This is a genomic window from Paenarthrobacter sp. A20, from assembly GCF_024168825.1.
Taxonomy (GTDB): Bacteria; Actinomycetota; Actinomycetes; order Actinomycetales; family Micrococcaceae; genus Arthrobacter.
In genome coordinates this window covers 1,198,696-1,217,709 of sequence record NZ_JALJWH010000001.1, presented here as the reverse complement: position 1 = coordinate 1,217,709, position 19,014 = coordinate 1,198,696, and the positions used below count along the sequence as shown (strand labels likewise).

17 protein-coding genes are annotated in these 19,014 nt (G+C 63.0%); 9 read left to right on the top strand and 8 right to left on the bottom strand.

Annotated elements, in window-relative coordinates:
* Positions 1-74 precede the first annotated feature (74 nt).
* The 4 genes from J3D46_RS05850 to J3D46_RS05835 are packed head-to-tail and all read right to left on the bottom strand — an operon-like array spanning position 75 to position 4,752.
* Positions 75-1,478 (bottom strand): adenylosuccinate lyase family protein, encoded by a 1,404-nt coding sequence (locus tag J3D46_RS05850; protein WP_231340797.1) that lies wholly within the window; start codon positions 1,476-1,478, stop codon positions 75-77.
* Positions 1,475-2,407, bottom strand: coding sequence for a carbohydrate ABC transporter permease (locus tag J3D46_RS05845; protein WP_231340796.1), 933 nt, complete (start codon positions 2,405-2,407; stop codon positions 1,475-1,477). The genes J3D46_RS05850 and J3D46_RS05845 overlap by 4 nt, the downstream gene beginning before the upstream one ends.
* Positions 2,407-3,366 carry a carbohydrate ABC transporter permease gene (locus J3D46_RS05840; RefSeq protein WP_231340795.1) on the bottom strand — a complete coding sequence of 320 codons (960 nt, stop codon included), beginning with the start codon at positions 3,364-3,366 and terminating at the stop codon, positions 2,407-2,409. Before J3D46_RS05840 ends, J3D46_RS05845 begins: the two co-directional genes overlap by 1 nt.
* 9 nt (positions 3,367-3,375) lie before the next feature.
* Positions 3,376-4,752, bottom strand: coding sequence for an ABC transporter substrate-binding protein (locus tag J3D46_RS05835; protein ID WP_231340794.1), 1,377 nt, complete (start codon positions 4,750-4,752; stop codon positions 3,376-3,378).
* Between the two features lie 216 nt (positions 4,753-4,968).
* On the opposite strand from J3D46_RS05835, the gene J3D46_RS05830 reads away from it, so the two are divergent.
* A complete protein-coding gene (locus J3D46_RS05830) occupies positions 4,969-5,976 on the top strand; it encodes a LacI family DNA-binding transcriptional regulator (RefSeq protein WP_253465690.1) in 1,008 nt (335 codons plus the stop codon).
* Positions 5,977-5,988: 12 nt separating this feature from the next.
* On the opposite strand, the gene J3D46_RS05825 is transcribed toward J3D46_RS05830, so the two are convergent.
* A complete protein-coding gene (locus J3D46_RS05825; RefSeq protein ID WP_231340792.1) occupies positions 5,989-7,206 on the bottom strand; it encodes a hypothetical protein in 1,218 nt (405 codons plus the stop codon).
* A gap of 262 nt (positions 7,207-7,468) precedes the next feature.
* Positions 7,469-8,437, bottom strand: coding sequence for an AraC family transcriptional regulator (locus tag J3D46_RS05820; RefSeq protein WP_253465687.1), 969 nt, complete (start codon positions 8,435-8,437; stop codon positions 7,469-7,471).
* Positions 8,438-8,586: 149 nt separating this feature from the next.
* On the opposite strand from J3D46_RS05820, the gene J3D46_RS05815 reads away from it, so the two are divergent.
* The 7 genes from J3D46_RS05815 (at position 8,587) to J3D46_RS05785 (ending at position 16,838) form a co-directional block, all read left to right on the top strand.
* On the top strand, positions 8,587-8,736 hold the full coding sequence (locus tag J3D46_RS05815) for a hypothetical protein (protein WP_231340790.1): 150 nt from the start codon (positions 8,587-8,589) through the stop codon (positions 8,734-8,736).
* Positions 8,737-8,860: 124 nt separating this feature from the next.
* Positions 8,861-9,649: an SDR family oxidoreductase gene (locus J3D46_RS05810; protein ID WP_253465684.1), complete on the top strand. Its 789-nt coding sequence runs from the start codon at positions 8,861-8,863 to the stop codon at positions 9,647-9,649.
* Positions 9,650-9,684: 35 nt separating this feature from the next.
* Positions 9,685-10,923 carry a styrene monooxygenase/indole monooxygenase family protein gene (locus J3D46_RS05805; RefSeq protein WP_253465681.1) on the top strand — a complete coding sequence of 413 codons (1,239 nt, stop codon included), beginning with the start codon at positions 9,685-9,687 and terminating at the stop codon, positions 10,921-10,923.
* A gap of 27 nt (positions 10,924-10,950) precedes the next feature.
* Positions 10,951-12,717 carry a flavin reductase gene (locus J3D46_RS05800; RefSeq protein WP_253465678.1) on the top strand — a complete coding sequence of 589 codons (1,767 nt, stop codon included), beginning with the start codon at positions 10,951-10,953 and terminating at the stop codon, positions 12,715-12,717.
* Between the two features lie 17 nt (positions 12,718-12,734).
* The gene (locus J3D46_RS05795; RefSeq protein WP_253465675.1) at positions 12,735-14,366 is read left to right on the top strand and encodes an NAD(P)/FAD-dependent oxidoreductase; all 1,632 of its coding nucleotides are present in this window, start codon (positions 12,735-12,737) and stop codon (positions 14,364-14,366) included.
* 7 nt (positions 14,367-14,373) lie between these two features.
* Positions 14,374-15,165 carry a cyclase family protein gene (locus tag J3D46_RS05790; protein WP_253465672.1) on the top strand — a complete coding sequence of 264 codons (792 nt, stop codon included), beginning with the start codon at positions 14,374-14,376 and terminating at the stop codon, positions 15,163-15,165.
* Positions 15,162-16,838, top strand: a complete 1,677-nt coding sequence (locus J3D46_RS05785; protein WP_253465669.1) for a thiamine pyrophosphate-binding protein — start codon at positions 15,162-15,164, stop codon at positions 16,836-16,838. Before J3D46_RS05790 ends, J3D46_RS05785 begins: the two co-directional genes overlap by 4 nt.
* A gap of 81 nt (positions 16,839-16,919) precedes the next feature.
* Here J3D46_RS05785 and J3D46_RS05780 read toward each other — a convergent pair whose 3' ends face one another.
* A complete protein-coding gene (locus J3D46_RS05780) occupies positions 16,920-17,351 on the bottom strand; it encodes a universal stress protein (RefSeq protein WP_159704332.1) in 432 nt (143 codons plus the stop codon).
* Positions 17,352-17,537: 186 nt separating this feature from the next.
* Here J3D46_RS05780 and J3D46_RS05775 point away from each other — a divergent pair, with 186 nt between their 5' ends.
* Positions 17,538-17,747, top strand: a complete 210-nt coding sequence (locus tag J3D46_RS05775; RefSeq protein WP_011773002.1) for a dodecin — start codon at positions 17,538-17,540, stop codon at positions 17,745-17,747.
* Positions 17,748-17,821: 74 nt separating this feature from the next.
* Here J3D46_RS05775 and J3D46_RS05770 read toward each other — a convergent pair whose 3' ends face one another.
* A complete protein-coding gene (locus tag J3D46_RS05770; RefSeq protein ID WP_374110765.1) occupies positions 17,822-19,006 on the bottom strand; it encodes an IS30 family transposase in 1,185 nt (394 codons plus the stop codon).
* Positions 19,007-19,014: the final 8 nt, after the last annotated feature.

Here is a 19,014-nt window from a genome sequence, read left to right as displayed (position 1 = left end):
GCCGATCTCAGTCTCTGTGCCACTCAATGCCACCACCGGGCCCCAGCGTATCTGTCCGACACTGCGCCATGGTGTCAGCCGGATTTTTCCGCTCGCCCGGCTGCCTCAAGTGCCATGTCATGGCACAAGCCAACGTGGTTGAGTGGATCAAGTAGCTCATCAATCTGTTCGGGCCCCAGATGGGCTGTCACGGCTGGGTCGTTCCGGACGACGTCCCCGAACTGCCGTCCGGTCCGGATCGCTTCCTGAGCCGATTCATAGACGACGTCGTGGGCGTGCTGCCTGCCAATGACGTGGCCTAAGGAAAGCATGACAGCTTCGGAGGAGATCAGGCCGTGAGTAATTTCGAGGTTGGCGCGCATCCTCTCTTCGTCGATGTCGAGTTGGGAGAGGATGATGTGGAGCCGTGCCAGCATGTCCCCGGTGAGGATCACTGAGCGGCTGAGGGCGTCGTCCATCATGGCGGTGTTGGCGCCATTGACTTCCTGGTCTTGGAGCATGGCTTCCAGAGCGAGGGGAACGTTTGCTCGAATCTGTGCCGAGATAGTGAGCACGTCCTGTGACAGCTGGGGATTCTGCTTGTGGGGCATGGTCGAACTCCCCACTGTTCCGCCCGGTGACGCTTCGCGGGCTTCAGCGATCTCTGGTCGCATGAGATTGTAAATCTCACCGGCTATCCGTCCGCCTGTGGCGGCCAGAAGCGCCAGAACAGTGACGTACTCTGCGAATTGATCGCCTATCCCTCGGGAGGGGATTCTCATGCTTCCGAGCCCCAGGTCTGCGGCCATGAGACGTTGGACTTCTGGGCCCTTCCGGCCGAGGGAGGCGAAACTGCCGACGGCGCCGCCTGCCATTGCAGTGAAGACCCGTGGTTCGAGCTGGGCGAGCCGTTCCTGATGCCGGAGCAGCTCGTCAATCCAGACGGCGACTTTGAATCCAAAGGTGATGGGTACGGCTTGTTGGCTGTGTGTCCGCCCTGCCATCACTGCCGTAGCACCTTTACGGGCCAACGCTGCGGCGGCGGAAAGAACCGTTTGCAGTTGGCCCGTCAGGATGACGTGGGCTTGCTTGAGCTGGAGAACGTCACCGCTCTGGGTGATGTTCTGCGTAGTTGCGCCCCAATGCACCCAGCCGCCATGTTCCTCACCGGTGGCTCTGCTCAGTTCTGTGATCAGAGCCATCAGTGGGTGACTAGTGGCGGCGATGCCGCGACGGATGGAGACGACGTCAAGGCTGGATAGGTGCGCCTGAGCTGCTATTTCTGTGGCTGCTCCTGTAGGGATGATGCCGAGCCGGGCTTGTGCCCCGGCCAAGGCTGCTTCTACGTGGAGCCAGCTCTCCCACCGTGCTTCGAGGGTGAAGAGGTCCCGGATTCCCGGGTCTGGAACACGGTAGTCGGTAAAACGCACCGGCATGTCGCCGGTGTCTGAGTAGGCAGTCGGCAGGCTGGTTGAGTCGAGCGGAATTGTGTCGGTCATTTGTCGGATCCTGCCGTCAGGCCTTCACTGAGGAGGCGTTCGCTGCCGAAGAAGAGGACGATGATCGGCAGTGTGAGGATCACGGAGCCGGCCATGAGCACCGTCGTGGGGACTTCGAGGCTCCCTGAGAGCTGTGCCAGGCCGAGCGATACTGTCCATTTGTCGCGGTCTTCGACGAGGAAGAGCAGTGCGAAGAGGAATTCGTTCCAGGCGATCATAAAGACGAACAGCGCGTTGGACATGATGGCCGGTCCCGCCAGGGGCAGGCTGATACGGAGCATCGTGCCTATCCTGCCAAGACCGTCGAGGGCCGCGGCTTCCTCGAGGCTTTCGGGGATGGTCTGGAAATAGTTGCGGAGCATGAAGATGGAGACGGCAATGGTTTGGGAGACGTAGACGACCAGCAGCACACCGACAGCGCCGCGCAGCCCCAGCCTCGTGAAGAAGACAAACAACGGGACGGCAAGCAAGATGCTGGGGAACAGGTACACGGCAAGGAACAGGGCGCTGATTTGCCGGCGACCGAAGAACTGCAGACGGCTCACGGCGTAGGCGCCGGGAATGGCGATCAGCAGGGTGAGCGCAACGGTTCCCAGTGCGACCAGCCCACTGGTGATGATGAAACCGGTAAAGCCTTGGCCGCCGTCGGCGACGGAGGCGAGGACGCTGGTATAGGCGTCGAAGCTGATCTCGGCGAGATTGGGCCAGATCCGGGCGGGGTCGGCAATGAGCGAACCGATGTCCCGCACGGAGAGGGTGATCATGTAGTAGAACGGGAACACCGTCACCACCAGCAGCCCGATAATCACGAGCCAGCGGAGGATCCGGAAGAGTTTGGTTTCCGCGAGGTCCCGTGAGAACTGCCGTTTTCGCGGCGGCCGGGCGGCCGCGGTGTTCCGGCGTACGGGGGTTTCATTCATGACGGTCATCAGGCCACTTCCTCGTCCTTGACGGCGAACTTCATGTAGATCAGGACCATCACGGTCAGGATGGCTGCCAGAACCAGCGCCTGGGCTGAGGCGGAGCCGATGTCTCCGCGGCCGATCAGGTAGTTGAAAACGCCCACGCTCACCACTTCGGTGCCTGCCCCGCCGCCGGTGAGGAGGTAGACGTCGTCGAAGTTATTGAACGTCCAGATGAAGCGGAGCACGCTGAGCACGGCGATGGTGGGGAGCAGTTGCGGCAGCAGGATGTGCCGGAACATCTGGGTAGGTACGGCCCCGTCCATGCGTGCCGCTTCCTCGATGGACTTCGGCACTGCCTGGAGCCGGGCCGTTACGAAGAGAAACACGAACGGGAAGGTCCGCCAGATTTCAAAGGCGATGACCGTGAACAGGGCGGTGGGCACAGGGACGGTCAATCCGAGGATCTCAACCTCGCTCGTGCGGGTGGTAAGAAAGGAGACTGGTTGGTCCCAGCCCAGTGCACCGGTCCCCCATGCGTTGACGACGCCGAACTGCGGGTTGAGCATGGTCTTCCACACGAAGGCTGCTGCGACGACGGGCGAAACGTAGGGAAGCAGCATGGCTGCCCTGACCAGGGTGCGTCCGCGGAAGGCGTTGCGGAGGGAAAGTGCTGCCATGAGGCCAACGACGATTGCCCCGCCGGTACCGAGCACCGAGTACGTGAGGGTGGTGCCCAGGGAGGACCAGAGTGCTTCGGAGGTCAGAACATTGATGAAATTGTCGAGCGTGTAGTTGCCGAAGAGGTTGGCTCTGCGGATTTGGATGAGGCGCACGTCCTGGAAGGCGAGCATGACGGTCCAGAGGATCGGCAGGACAACCAGGACGAGGACGATGATGACGCTGGGTGAGACAAGGGCGATGCCCGCGCGGGCTTGGCGGCGGCTGACGCTTCCCTTGCGCCGGAGTGTGGTTGTGGTGCTCATGATGATCCGTTATTTGAGGGTCGACTGGATGGTGCGTGCGGTGTCAGCTGCGCTCTTGGCAGCTTCCGGGCCTGTCGTGCTGCCGGTCACCATGGAGTTGATGGCCTTTGCCACGGGCTGCTCTGCGAGCAATGCCCCGGCCAATGCGCCTTGGCCCTGGGGCACTGCCCAGAGGGTCATTTTCTCGGGCGATGAACTCAGCTGGTCAATAACGGACTGCGGGTAGAAATCGGACAGCGGGGCTTTCGTGGTGGTGCCGGACGGGAGTGCCTTCCAGGCGTCCACGTAGGCGGATGGCTTGTCCTTGGTTCCCTGGCGTGCGGGGACTTTGCCTTCCGGGGCGAAGGCGAGCCAACGCTCGTACCCGTCGCTCATCATGTACTTCACGAAGTCCGATGCTGCGGGGGAGGCTTCAACGGGGATGGCCCAGTTGACCTGTGAACCGAACTGCGCCGGGGTCTCACCGCTGGGGCCTTTGATGGCGGTCACGACGCCGGTGTTCTTGGCCAGGTAGCCGGTGTCGCTGGCACATTCGGCGCAGGATGGGAGCATGTCCTTCCGCAGGCCAGCCAGCTCGTCGAGGATGAACGAGGAGAACATGGTCATGGCTGAACGTCCGGAGAGGTAGTTTGACCGGGCGGTGTTAGTGTCCTGCTCGCCAGGAACCGAGTACTTGGTCATGAGTTCGCGGTAGAAGCTGAAGGACTCAACGCATTCAGGGCTTTCGAGGCCGATCTTCTTGTCCTGCCCTACCAATTGGCAGCCGTTACCCAGCGCGAGGTGCTCGAAGGTTTCCTGGTTGGTGGTGAATCCGGAGAAGCCGACACGGCCATCGCCGGTGAGTGCCTGCGCCGCCTTCATAATGTCGTCATAGGTTTCCGGAGCTTTCAGGCCCGCCTTGTCGAAGAGGTCTTTGCGGTAGACGAGCACCGAAGCCCAGGAATCGCTGGGAACAGCCAGTTGTTGGCCGTCGATGCTTGCCAGTTCCAGGGCACGCGGGGCAAAGGTGTCCTTTCCCAGTTCATCGACCACACGGGCTGCGGCCTCACCGTCCAGCAGGTCGTTTGCCTGAAGGGCCCCAACCCCGGGCAGACCCAGACCTCCAACGACATCGGGCAGCTCCCCCGATGCCGCTGAGGACACCAGGAGCTGGTTGTACTGCGCTTCGTCAATGGCAACGATGTCCACCTCGACGCCGGACTGCTTGGTGTAGTCCGCAGCGATCTGCTTCTGGATCTCCACCCGATCGGGCTGACGCTCCAAGGTCCAAACGGTCAGCTTCTGGTCCTCGGCCGGTTGTTCGCTTCCGGGACTGCATGCTGAAACTGAAAGTGCGAGGGCTCCCGCAACAGCCATTGCTGCAATATGCCGCTTCTTTGCGTTCATGATGGGTCTCCTGGATTAGGGATGTTGATCAATCGATCTAGCAATAATGTGAGCATGTGCCGTCGATCACTGTCAAGAAGCAAGTTGGTAAACGAGGCTGAATCAGACGGGCTCGCTATGAATCTTTTCGGTTTCCGATAGATCGATATATCATTGTTCTCGTGTTTGACGTGGGAGAATGTTCACCATCACTTCAGAGAACCTAAGGAGGCGTTCGTGGCCGGACCCGTAACACTGCAAGACGTCGCCGATCATGCCGGTGTTTCGCGGGCCACGGCATCGTTGGTGCTCAGGGAGACCGGACGGGTTTCCCAGCAGACCCGGCAACGGGTTACCGAGGCCATGACCACTCTCGGCTACGTCTACAACCGCGGGGCTGCGTCCCTTCGCACTCAAACGGCCAGCACCATCGGCGTCGTGGTGACCCACATTGCCAGCCCCTTCTTCGGCGAAGTCATCCACGGGCTCGAAACCGGACTGACTGATTCGGGGTATCTTCCCCTCCTGGTCAACACCGATGATGACCCCGCGCGCCAACACGAAGCGATTCGTAAACTACGCGAGCACCAAGTGGCCGGCCTGGCTCTGGTTCCGGCAACCGGGACGACCGCGTCCCTGATCGATGAACTTCGGGCCTGGAAAATGGAGCATGTCCTGGTCAGCCGTTATCTCAAGGACGTCAACGCACCCTATGTTGGGGCCGACGATGTCGTCGGTGGGCGGTTGGCTGCAACCCACCTGCTCGAAACCCACGGATGCGAATCCCTCGCATATCTGGGCGGGCTGCCTGCCATCCTTTCCCGTGGTGACAGGACCAATGGCGTGAAAGATGCACTCCTCCATCGCGGATTGGACACCTCAGCGCTCATCGACATGCCGGGTGAGGTCTCCGGGACCGGTGGGCTTGAACTGGGCGAACGGCTTATCGCGTCAGGGCCTCTTCCGGACGGCATCATCTGCCACAGCGACAGCGTCGCCTTCGGGCTCTACCGAGCTCTGAGAATCCATGGTCTGGGCAACAACACTCGCGTCATCGGCTACGACAACATCGGCGGGGCGGCGCTCTGGGAGCCGCCCCTTACAAGCGTGGCCACACAGGGCGAGGCGCTCGGACGACGGGCAGCCCGTATGCTGCTCGAACGCATCAAGGAACCCGGTACACCGACATCAATCGATAAAACCATTCCCGAACTGGCAGTGCGCCAATCGTGTGGTTGCTCTTAGCTGCGCTCAGGCCTAGCCTGGCTTAGGCGGTGCCGGGACGAGCATCTGGGTGAGTCGTTCGGGTATGACATCGGCGAACCGGCTCTCAGGGTGTCCCGTGGCACCGGTGAACTCGGCAGGAACCCAGTCTTCAGCCGCCGGCCAGCGTTCAATGATCTCCTTTGGGCCAAGCGGCCCGTCACCGAATCGATGCACGAAACCTTCCGAATACTCCTGAACAGCGCCTTGCAGGTGCGGGCGGACAAGGTCTGCGTAAAGCGGGGAGAACCATGCCAGCCAGACAGGGTGGGTGCTCAGTCCCAGCCATTGGCCCCATGCTTCCTTCTGGGAGTAGAGGCTGGGTTTAGAGGCGTAGCACCACAATGAGCGACCGTTCCATCCCCATCCGGAGTCGACTTCGGCGGTGGCATAGAAGCTGCGAAGCTCGATGGCCACGGCAACGAAGAAGCGCTCCAAGGCCTCCCTCCATCGTGGATTCTCCAAAGCAACACGGTGGATACTAAGCGAGACAGCTTGGATGTCGCCCTTCCTGGTCGGGCGGTCTTGGTTCGTGTGGCCGCCGAACACGCCCTTGAAGTAGGCTCCGGCGGTCGGAAAACTCCCTACGGCCGAAACGTCGTAGTCCTCGGCGAAGAACTTCACGAACGCCTGATCTCCATCACGTGCCAGGTTTCCCTGGAGCGGTTCGTAACTGCCGAAGCGCTTCGGCAGAGCCTCCGGCAGATACTGTCGGGCCAGGTCCAGATAGCGCTGCGGAAAGTCGTCCCGGACTTCGTCCATGAGGTGATACCAACGGACCTCCACGATGTCGATCATGGTGTCGCGATCTGGCCTGGCTGCCGCCCGGCTGCTGGTCTTGGGCCAGATCTCTTCGGTCTGCAGGTCCCGTGCCGCCCCGTTGCCTTCCTTGGCCAGGCGTTTGGCGAACCGGACAGCGTGCGGAATGGATGCCGGATCGGTGCCTTCAACCAGGATGCTGTACATGACGCAGGCGCCAAGGACAGCAGCCGTCACCTCATGGGGAACATCCTCCGGCTCGACGAGATACGGGCCTTCGAGGGTGAAGCAGTAGTTTGCTTTCTTGCCTCTGAGGATGTGCCAGTTTTGAGGACCAGCAGCGTCGCCGCTGGTGCTTGCCTCGAGCTGCAAACCGGGAGAAGCATCCACGAGAGCGGTCAGCGCCTCGGCGTCCAAGGCTTCGGGCAGGTACACGGCAAGGTCATACGACATGATGCACAGGCTAGAGGGCTTCACTCTCGCGGCAAAATGCGGCGGTACAGAGACCTCTCGCGGGTTCATGAACCTCGCGGCTGTGCCAGAGCCACGACCGGCCGTCGTGGAGACCAGCGGTGGACTAACAACTGTCGGGGCCGTCGCACGTGATGCCAGACAAGAATCAGGGACCCTCCTTTGGGGAGGGTCCCTGATTCGCACAGCAAATGGAGCAACATAGTCAGCTGTTTTCGCTACCTTGTGCACGCACAAGGGATCCCTAGCGGCGCAGGCTCTCGCTCGGCAACTCGCCGAAGGCTTTGACGTACAGGGCAGAGAACCGCCCCTGATGCGTGAAGCCGCACAACTCAGCAACGGCCGTGACACTCTGCTCCCGCGGGCTCGCTTCCAACAGCATCTCCCGGGCCCTATCCAGCCGGATACTCCGCAGCAACTCCGACGGCGTCGCGCCCGTTTCCGCCCGCAGGGCAGTTTGCAGCGTTCGTACCGAAACGCCAAGGCACTCGGCGATGTCCGGCACCGTGAGTTCTTCAGAGGCGTGCCGCTCCAACAGCTCACGGCACTCGCGCACCAGGCGGCTTTCGGACTCAGCGTCCCCGGCCTGCCTGCCGGGCAGTTCCATCGCCATCAGCAACCGCGACACCATGCTGTCCGCCAACAAGCCCTGAACAAACACGGGGGCCGTGGCTTGTGGCCGACTGATCAGGTCATCATGAAGTTCGACGACGGACCTCAAGAATGCTCGACCGGCGGCACCTGAAAGGTCCATGCCATAGCCAAGGTCCACCGCGGTTTCGCCGTACAACTGCCCGGCCACCCGCTCCAACGCTGTGCGCCGTACGTAGACGATGAGGTGCGGGCTTCCGCCATCCCAACTCATCGAAAATGGCCGGTCGATGGGCGGAACCGTAGCGAAACGCGGACTTGAGTCCACAACACTCGCACCCACTTGCATGGACGCGTGCCCGGCCAGCGGAATTTGCACCAAATGGAAATCCTGCAGTCCCTCGGGCTCAATACGGACATCTGCTCCATAGTCCAGGAACTCGATCCCGACGTCGCCCCGGTGAAGGGAGCGCAGCTTCATATCCACCGCTGACGTCCGCGTCCGTGGGGCGAGCTCATGGCTGCAGAACAACTCCGCGATCTTGGCATGTGCCTCGTCCACGTCTGTTGTTGCCGTTGTTGGCCGTCCCCGCAGAACGTCACGAGGAAGAATCCTCACCATTTGGGCACCCACTCCACTGTTTTGCGCTTTTCGGATGATCCAAGCGCCACGTGGATATTCCGGATTTCAAGGACTGCCTAGAGTCGCTTTAAGACAAGTATGGCGCAGCTCACATCACCATAACAGTGCCGAAAGGGAGGTGAGGACCAGTGAAGAACATCAAGCTCGTGCATGACCGCAGGGATGAATGGGACCGAAGCCACTTCGAACTTTGGGCGGCGGAGCTCCAGGCCAAGGAAGCCCGGCTCACCTCAGCGGCTTGGGTTGGTTGGCATGAAGAAGAGGAGGACCTTGCGTAATTCGGATGACCCTCGCGCCAAGTGGATAGTCCGGATTCCAGGGACTGCCTAGAGTCGTCCATAAGACAAGCGTGACGCACGTCATATTCTCGTAACAGCTAATCCGCAATGAAAGGGTCCGGTTATGTCAGCACTCGAAGGCAGGACAGCAATCGTCACTGGCGGGGCCACCAAGGTGGGCCAAGGCGTGGTGACCGCGCTGCGGGACGCCGGAGCCACGGTGGTGGTGGCGGACATAGACCCCGACGGCGAATCACTGGCCGCCGGGTTGGGCGAAGGAATCCACTACTCCCACACAGACATCACCGACGATGCCGCAGTGAACGCACTCGTGGGCCAGACCGTAACCCAGCATGGCGGCCTGGACATCCTGGTCAATCTCGCTTGCACCTACAAGGACGACGGCGCATCCTCCGGTAGGGCGGACTGGCTCGAAGCCCTCAACGTCAACCTGGTGAGCGCCGTAATGGCGGCCAACGCGGCCCGCCCCCACCTCGAGGCCTCGGGGCACGGAGCCATCATCAACTTCACCTCGATCTCCAGCTCGATCGCCCAAACCGGCCGCTGGTTATACCCGGCCAGCAAGGCTGCCCTGGTCCAGATCACGCGCAGCATGGCCGTGGACTTCGCCGCGGACGGCATCCGGGTCAATTCCGTGAGCCCGGGCTGGGTGTGGAGCAACATCATGGACACCCTCAGCAACGGAAGCCTCGAAAGGACCGACGCCGTCGCGGCCCCTTTCCACGCCCTCAAGCGCGTAGGCCGGCCACACGAGGTGGGTGACGTCGTCGCGTTCCTGGCGAGCGACCAAGCCAGCTTCGTCACCGGAGCAGATTGGGCGGTCGACGGCGGCTACTCCGCCTTGGGTCCGGAACGCGCCGAAGAAACCATTCCGCTGCTGGCCGCCAACTGACAACCACCGACAGACCAAGAGAAAAGGGCAACACCATGACGCAACGCCACATCACCATCGTCGGGGCCGGCCAGTCCGGGCTGCAGCTGGGCATCGGCCTGCTGGACGCCGGATTCCAGGTAACCACTATCTCCAACCGCACGCCGGAAGAAATCCGTGAAGGCAAAGTTGCCTCCAGCCAGTGCATCTTCCACAACGCGCTGGAGCACGAGCGCGCACTGGGGTTGGACTTCTGGCCTGACGCCCCCACTGTGGACGGCATCTCGTTCACCATCCCCCACCCCGAATTGCCGGGCGAAAAGGCCATCAGCTGGGCATCCCGTTTGGACCACCACGCCAAGTCGATCGACCAGCGCGTTAAGTTCCCGCGGTTCATGGAGGAGTTCACGGCGCGCGGCGGCGAGCTGGTCTTCGAGGACGCCGGGGTAGCCGAACTGGAAAAGTACACGCAGAACTCGGACCTGGTGATTGTGGCTGCGGGCAAGGGTGAGATCGCGCAACTCTTCACCCGCGACGCCGAACGCAGCACTTACGACGCCCCGCAACGCGCCCTGGCTTTGACCTACGTGAAGGGCCTCAAGCCTCGCGAAGACTACTCGGCGGTCTCCTTCAACCTCATCCCCGGCGTTGGCGAATACTTCGTTTTCCCAGCGCTCACCACCACCGGACCGTGCGAAATCATGGTCTTCGAGGGCGTACCCGGCGGCCCAATGGACTCGTGGAAGGGTCTCACGCCCGAGGAGCACCTGGAGAATTCCAAGAACATCCTGAAGACCTTCCTGCCATGGGAAGCCGAGCGCGCCACGGACGTGGAACTGACCGATGCCAACGGCGTCCTCCAAGGCAGGTTCGCGCCGACCGTCCGCCACCCGATTGCCACGCTGCCGAGCGGCCGGCAGGTGCTGGGCCTGGCCGACGTCGTGGTCTTGAACGATCCCATCACCGGACAGGGGTCCAACAACGCAAGCAAGTGCGCGGCGTCGTATCTGGACAGCATCATCCAGCACGGCGGTGTTTTCGATGCAAGCTTCATGCAGGCGACGTTCGAGCGCTATTGGGATTACGCGCAGCACGTTGCACACTGGACGAATGCCCTCCTGGCCCCGCCGCCGCCCCACGTCCTTGAACTCCTGGGCGCCGCGAACAGCGAGCCGGACATCGCGCACCGCTTTGCCAACGGCTTCAACCATCCACCGGAATTCCAGGAATGGTTCATGTACCCGGACAAGGCCGCCGACTATCTTGCGAGCCTTTCTGCCGCCAAGGTTTCGTAGCACAACCCTGCTAATAAGGACTCAATCATGCGAAAGATAGCAATCGTGGGGGCCGGCGAATCCGGTGCCCAGCTGGCGTTGGGCCTGCAACGGGACGGCTACGCGGTAACGCTGTTGTCCGACCGCTCCGCGGCCCAGATCCGCACCGGCAAGGTCATGTCCAGCCAGTGCATGTTCTCCACAGCCCTCGACGCCGAAGCCCAATTGGGGACAGCGCTCACGGAATTCTACGGGTCCGGATCAGTACCGGAGATCGGCACCATCCGGTTGCGCGTGGAAGCCGACGAACCCATCGAATGGCAGGCTCCCTTGGACGGGCCCGCCCGTTCCATCGACCAGCGGATCAAGAGTGCCCTCTGGATCGAGACGTTCGTGTCCAACGGCGGCGACTTCCGGATCGAGAAGGTCACCCCGCGCATGCTCGAAGAACTCACCCACGACCATGAACTGGTCATCGTCAGCACGGGTAAGGGCGAAATCGGGCAAATCTTCCCGCGGGACAAGGCAAAGTCTCCCTTCGACCGGCCGCAGCGGGTCTTGGCACTGAACTACGTCAAGCCCGACGGCGGCGCTGCCGCCGGACCGGCGACCGGCACGTCACCCGACAGCAACCCCAGTGGCGGCGACGCCATCCGCATGTCCATGGCACCCGGCGTCGGCGAGTTCTTTACGTTCCCGGGCCTGACCGTCTCCGGCCCGTGCCGCATGATGGTGTTCGAAGGCGTGGTGGGCGGCCCCATGGACCGTTGGACCGACGTCGGAACCCCTGAAGAGCAGCTCAAGCGTTCGCTGGAGATCCTGCGCGAGCATTTCCCCCACGAAGCAGCGAACTTTGTCGACGCAGAACTGACAGACGACGGCGCCACGCTCCTGGGGCGCATCACCCCCACGGTGAGGTCCGCCGTCGGGGAACTCGGCAACGGGACCCTGGTGTTCGGCCTGGGCGATGCCGTGGTCCTCAACGATCCCCTTACCGGACAGGGTTCCAACAACGCGACGCTGGCTGCCAAGTATTACCTTGATTCGATCGTTCGCCGTGGCGAGCAGCCTTTTGACCGTGCCTGGATGGAGCGGACCTTCGACGAGTTCTGGCGGGGTTGGGGTCAGTGGGCGGTTGAATGGACCAACGATCTCCTCAAGCCGCGCAGGGACCACCAGAAGACACTGCTGCGCGAGGCTGCGGAGCATCCGGCTTTGGCAGCAAGCATTGTGGGCGGGTTCGATGATCCGCGGACGTCGTACCCTTGGTGGTTCGACCCCACTGCTGCGGCGGACTTCATGCAGGCCCGCAAAGAAGACGACACCGCGGCTTTCGACCTCCGGGACTTCAGGGGCGCGTTGGGCCAGTTCGCCACGGGCGTTACCGTGGTGACCACTGTTGCCGCCGACGGCCGAAAGGTGGGCATGACCGCGAACTCGTTCACGTCCGTCTCCATGGAACCGCCGCTGGTGCTGTGGTGCCCCAGCAAACGGTCCCCCAGCCTGGGTGACTTCGAGGACGCCACGCACTTCGCCATCAACATCCTGGCCAGCGACCAGCACGTCTTGTCCCGCCAGTTCGCAACGCCGGCAACGGACAAATTCGCCGGGACGGAGACTACCGAGGGCATCGCCGGCGTCCCGTTGTTGGACGGCGCCGTGGCCACTTTCCAGTGCCGCACGGTCTCCCGGCATGACGCCGGCGACCACGTCATCTACGTGGGTGAAGTGGAGAGTTACAACTACGACGGCGGCGCTCCCCTGGTATTCCACGGCGGCAAATACCACGCAACCGCCAGCCACCCGGACTTCTAATTTTGAAAGGAGCGGAGATGGACGATTCCGTTGACGTCGTGATCATTGGCTCGGGCATCAATTCCCTGGTAGCGGCAGCCGAGCTGGCACTGGACGGGAAGCGGGTGTGCATCATCGAGCGTGCGGACCGGCTGGGAGGTTTCATCCACTCCTCGGAGCGGACCCTGCCGGGCTTTGTCCACGACTCCTTCTCTTCCTGGCATCCTCTGTTCGTGTCAGGCGGTGCGTACTCGGCGCTGGGCAAGGAGCTTCATGCCAGGGGGCTGGAATACTGCAACACCACCACCGAGGTGACGGCGAGCGTTGGTGCTGATCCGGCCACGGGAGCCCAACGCGTGGTCATCGCGCACCGGGACCCGGCCCAAACAGCCGCCTCGTTGAAGATTCCTGGCGACCAAGAGGCCTATCTGGCCATGCTTGACGATCTGGGCCGGAACTCCGGCACGGTTTTCGGGGCGTTCGGGGCAGAACTTCGATCGTTTGGGGAGGTCGCGAAAATTGCCTTCGGGGCCGTCCGACGAGGGCGTTTCTCCGGGACAGAGGCTTTTGTCCGTGACTCGGTGATGAGCGGACGGAACTACGTGCGGAGCCGCTTCGATGGCTGGGAAGCTGACCAGCTCTGGTCCCCTTGGCTCTTGCATGCAGGGCTGGGCCCTGACCAGGCGACAGGCGGGGTGATGTTGCCTGTGATGGCCATGAGCATGCACAGCTTCGGGCTCCCGGTGGTGAAGGGCGGGGCGTCGAAGTTCGTGGCTGCCTTTGAGTCTCTGCTGCGGGACAACGGGGTGCGGATCCTGCTGGGCGCTGAAGCGGAGGAGATCCTGGTTTCGGGCACAACTGTCACGGGCGTCCGGACCTCGCAGGGCAGTCTTTCAGCAGGCACCGTGCTTGCCAACGTCTCGCCCCAAGCACTCTACGGACACCTTCTCAGCCAGCCGCCGGCCGGACCCGCCGCGGCTGCCAAACGCTACCAGAACGGCCGTGGTGCGATGCAGATCCACCTCGCCTTGGATAAGCCCGTGGAGTGGCTCGATCCCCGACTCAACCGGGTTCCGCTGGTTCACATCAGCAACGGGTCGGACAGCACAGGCATTGCGTGCGCCCAGGCCGAGGCCGGCCTGCTGCCCAGCGAGCCCACGGTGGTGGTCGGCCAGCAATACGTGCTGGATCCGTCCCGCGCTCCAGAGGGCAAGGCCACGCTATGGCTGCAGCTGCAGGAAGTTCCGTTCTCTCCCGTGGGCGATGCGGCCGGCGAACTGACAGTGCAGGAAGGCTGGACCGAGGAGCTGAAACAAGGCTATCTGGATCGGGTCCTCGCCCGGCTGGAGCAGTTCGCCCCTGGCACCCGGGCTACAGTCCTGGCCTCGGACATCATCGCTCCCACGGACTTGGCCGCCGCCAATCCCAATGCCGTCAACGGCGACCCCTACGGAGGCTCCGCGGAGCTGTTCCAGAACCTGCTCTGGCGGCCCTTCCCGGAGGCCGCGGGGCACCGGACTGCCATCCAGGGGCTCTGGCATATCGGCGCCTCAACCCACCCCGGCCCCGGACTGTCAGGCGGTTCCGGGCACCTGGTGGCCCAAAAACTGACCGCGCAACCCTCACGATTTTCCCGTTTTCAAGCAGCACTGAAACCAAGCAAGCGATAGGAGAACAATGTCTGTTCTGGCCGGGCTCACTGCAGCCCTTTCGAGCGGTTCGGTGGAGATCATCGACCTCACCACTCCCCTGAGTTCCGAAACCCCCATCCTGACCCTGCCGCAGCCGTTCGCGAACACGGTGGGATTGTCCGTCTCACCGGTGAGCAATTTCGACGACGCCGGACCGGCCTGGGCGTGGAACGACGTCACCGTGGGCGAACATGCCGGGACACACCTGGACGCTCCGGTGCACTGGATCACGGGCAAGGACGGCAAGTCCGTGGACCAGATCGAGCCACAGCGCCTGGTTGGTCCCGTTGTCGTGATCGACAAGACAGCAGAAGTTGCCGCGGACCCGGATTTCCTGCTCGAACCGGAGCACTTCGAACAATGGCAGCAGGAACACGGCCAGCTCCCCGGGAACTGCTGGATCATCTTCCGGACCGGTTGGGCGGCCCGCGGCACTGACGCCGCGGCTTTCGTCAACGCGGACGACGCCGGACCCCACACACCGGGGGTCTCCGCGGCAGGTGCCAAGTGGCTCGCCGGCAACGCCTCGATCAGCGGTTTCGGTGTTGAAACCGTGGGCATCGACGCCGGCCAGGCGGGCGGCTTGGACCCGATGTTCCCCGTCCACTCATTCCTCCTCGGGGCGGACAAGTACGGCGTCACCTCGCTGCGGAACGTGGACCGGCTTCCCACCACGGGCGCCACGCTGGTGGTTGCTCCCTTGCCGATCGTCGGCGGCACGGGCAGCCCGAGCCGCGTGTACGCGCTGGTGGAGAAGTCCGCGGCGGAAACAGCATGAGTGAACAGATGAGGGTTTCCACCCTGGTGGGCAGGACGCTGGCGAAGCTCGGCGTCGGGCATGTTTTCGGGGTGGTGGGCAGCGGCAATTTCGACGTCACCGGCACCCTCATGGCCGAGGGCATCCCTTTCACCGCCACGCGGCACGAGGGCGGCGCGGCGACCATGGCCGACGCCTACTCCCGGATGTCAGGAAAGGTTGGCGTGGTCACCACGCACCAAGGCTGCGGGCTGAGCAACGCCATCACGGGAATCGGGGAGGCAGCGAAGAGCCGCACGCCCATGATCGTCCTGACTGCCGACACCCAGGCTGCCGCGATCAGGTCCAATTTCAAGATCGACCAGGATGCCTTGGCCCGCAGCGTCGGCGCCGTCGCGGAACGGATCCATTCCCCCGCCACAGCTGTCGCGGACACCGTCAGGGCCTTCCGGACCGCCGTGAATGAGCGCCGCACTGTTGTCCTGAGCCTGCCGTTGGACGTCCAAAGTGCCACCGCCGCGGACGACGTGAGTGCCGTCGTCGTGCCTCAACCCCTGAAAGTGCGCCCCGACGCTGCCGCCGTAGAGCATCTGGTCGCCATGATTGCACAAGCGGAACGGCCGGTCTTCGTGGCAGGTCGCGGCGGACGGGGCGCCCGGGACGAAATCCTGGAGCTGGCGCAGCATGCGGGGGCGCTGGTGGCAACGTCCGCGGTGGCAAACGGGCTGTTCAACGGCGACTCCCACAACCTCGGTATCTCCGGAGGTTTCTCCTCCCCGCTGACCGCCGGGCTGATCAGCGACGCGGACCTCATTGTGGGGTGGGGCTGCGCCCTGAATATGTGGACCATGCGGCATGGGCGGCTGATATCCGCCGACGCGAACGTGGTGCAGATCGACGTCGAGGATTCCGCGTTGGGCGCCAACCGGCCCATCACCCTCGGGCTCCTGGGTGACTCGGCGCTGACGGCCGCCGACGCGTTGGACGCCTTGCGCGCCGTGCAGCCGGAGCCCGCCGGGAAGTACCGCACCGAAACCAACGCCCTGGCCATCAAGCAAGGCTCACGCTGGCGGGACGTTGAGACAGAAGACTTGTCCACGGCCACGGCCATCGATCCGCGCGTCCTCAGCCGCGAACTCGACTCCATGCTCCCCGCGGAGCGGATCGTGGCCGTCGATTCGGGAAACTTCATGGGCTATCCCAGCCAGTATCTCGCCGTGCCGGACGAGTTCGGTTTCTGCTTCACCCAAGCGTTCCAGGCGATCGGGCTGGGACTTTACACGGCCATTGGCGCCGCGCTTGCCCAGCCGCACCGATTGCCGGTCCTCGGCGCGGGCGACGGCGGATTCCTCATGGGCATCAGCGAGTTGGAGACGGCCGCCCGGCTGAAACTGCCGCTGGTGTGCATCGTCTACAACGACGCAGCGTACGGGGCCGAGGTCCACCATTTCGCGTCGGAGCACTCGGATGCCGAACTCTCCAGCGTCGTGTTCCCGGAAACGGACATCGCCGCCATAGCCCGCGGATTCGGAGCCGAAGGGGTGACAGTCCGGACTGTAGCCGACCTCGAAGCAGTACGCCCGTGGATCGCCGCCTACGAAGCCGGATCGCAGGACCGCCCCTTGGTGATCGACGCCAAGATCGCTTCCGACGGCGGCTCGTGGTGGCTGGCTGAGGCGTTCCAGGGCCACTAAGTGCCCTGGAGCCCAACAGAGCAGCAGCAGGCGCCCTTTTGAAGGCTCAAAGGGCGCCTGCTGCTACCTCCCGGGAGTGGGCTACGCGTCCACGTCCGTGTTGACGATGTAAACGTCGCACGGGGCACCGTGTGCCACGCTGTTGGCGATGCTGCCCAGGACACGGCCCAGGCCCTTCATGCGCTTGTTCCCCACCACGATCAGCGAGGCGTTGTTGGTCTCTGCGTAGTTGATCAGGGCGTTGGCAGGCGTGCCGCGGGCCGCGAAGTACTTGACGCTGCCACCGGGGACGTCCAGCTCTTCGGAAACCTTGCGGGCGACGTATTCCGCGGAGTCGGCCGACGAGACGGTGATGCGGTCGCTGCCGCTGCCGAATTCTTCGATGCGGTCATCGGAGAAGCCGCTGATCACGTGCAGCTCGGCACCGAGAGCCGTGGCGAGCTTCGCTGCTGCAACTGCTGCGCGCTTGGCAGTCTCACTGTTGTCGACGCCGACGACAATAACTTCTGACATGAGTACTCCTGGTTGTGGGGATTCGCTGGGTGCTGCTGCAAGAAATCTACACTCACCAGCAAGGACTGGGGCGAAAGCCGGGCCAACGGGACTCTGGCCGCACGGACATCAGTGGGCTAATCTGCATGGACGGCCTGCCCTGCGGGCCGGTTTCCAGAGATTCAGGGACCGATGATGAGGAGCACCATGGCTGGCCACACATATAGCGTTTCCGAAATTGTAGGAACTTCCACCGAAGGCGTTGACGACGCGATCAAGAACGGCATCGCGACAGCCTCCCAAACCCTCCGGAACCTGGACTGGTTTGAGGTCAAGGAGATCCGTGGCCACCTCGAAGACGGCGCAGTTGCCGACTGGCAAGTGACCATCAAGCTTGGGTTCCGCCTGGAGCGCTGAACCCCTCTACGCGGGATGGCATTTAATGCGGATGTTCCGCGGGCAAAGTCAACTGGTGGGAGCAACGCTGGGGGTTAGGCCGCTTGTAGCAGCTGGTTTAGTCGGTTGGCTGGTGTTTCGAGGTTCAGGGTTGGTCTGGGTCGGCGGTTGAGTTTCGCTGCGACCAGGCGGAGGTCCTCGGGGGTGTGCACTGAAAGGTCGGTGCCTTTCTCGAACCAGAACCTCAGGAGCCTGTTGGTGTTCTCGTTGGTGCCGCGTTGCCAGGGTGAGTGCGGGTCGCAGAAATACAGGGTCGTTTCGAGTGCGGTTTGGATCTTCGCGTAGTCGGCCAGTTCGGTTCCGCGGTCCCAAGTGATCGAGAGTCGCAGGTGATCCGGGAGGGAAGCCATCTCCCGGATCATCGCAGCGGCAACGGTCTCCGCGGTGTGGTCCCCGGGCAGGTGCAGCAGGATCGTGAACCGGGTCGAGCGTTCCACCAACGTGCCGATCGCGGTCCCGTCGGTCCCGATGATGAGGTCCCCTTCCCAGTGGCCAGGCACTGCCCGGTCTTGGACCTCGGGCGGGCGTTGGCTGATCTTGAATGCCTCACCGTAAGGGCTGTTCTTACGGCGGTCACTGGTGTGCGGAACGCGTTGCTTGCGTTTCAGGCTGAGCTTTTCGGCCAGGTCCGCCCGCAGGTTCCCGCGGGTTTGGACATACAGCGCTTGATAGATCGTCTCGTGGCTCACCTGCATAGTCTGATCGTCGACGAAGTAGTGCGCCAACATTGAGGAGATCAATTTCGGGCTCCACCCGTCATCCATCCACACACCGATCAGCCGGCAGAGGTCCTCGTCCTGGACGAGTTTGAACGGTTTGGGCCGGCGCCTGTCCTGGTGCGCTTTGGCGTGGGCGACCGAGGCGTAATACTTCCCGTCCGCGCTTCTGTGCCGTTTCACCTCCCGCCAGACCACGGACTTATCCCGGCCAATCAATTCACCGATCTTGGCGTAACTGAGCCCCAGCAGAACACCCATCTGGATCATCCCCCGCTCGCCCAGACCCAAGGCCCGGCCAGGTCCCTCTGCCGAAGGCGCAGGATCGGCAAGACCCCCGACAGCGCCACGGTTCAACGTCATCATCAGGCCAGACTGAGCCCACCAGTTTCCCCCGGTCGCGTGCACCGCCCCGACACGCCGGGAAGCCTCAAGAACCGAGACCCCCGCACACACCAAATCAACAAACTCGGCACGCGCACCCGAAGGAAACAACTTGACCATGAAACGCT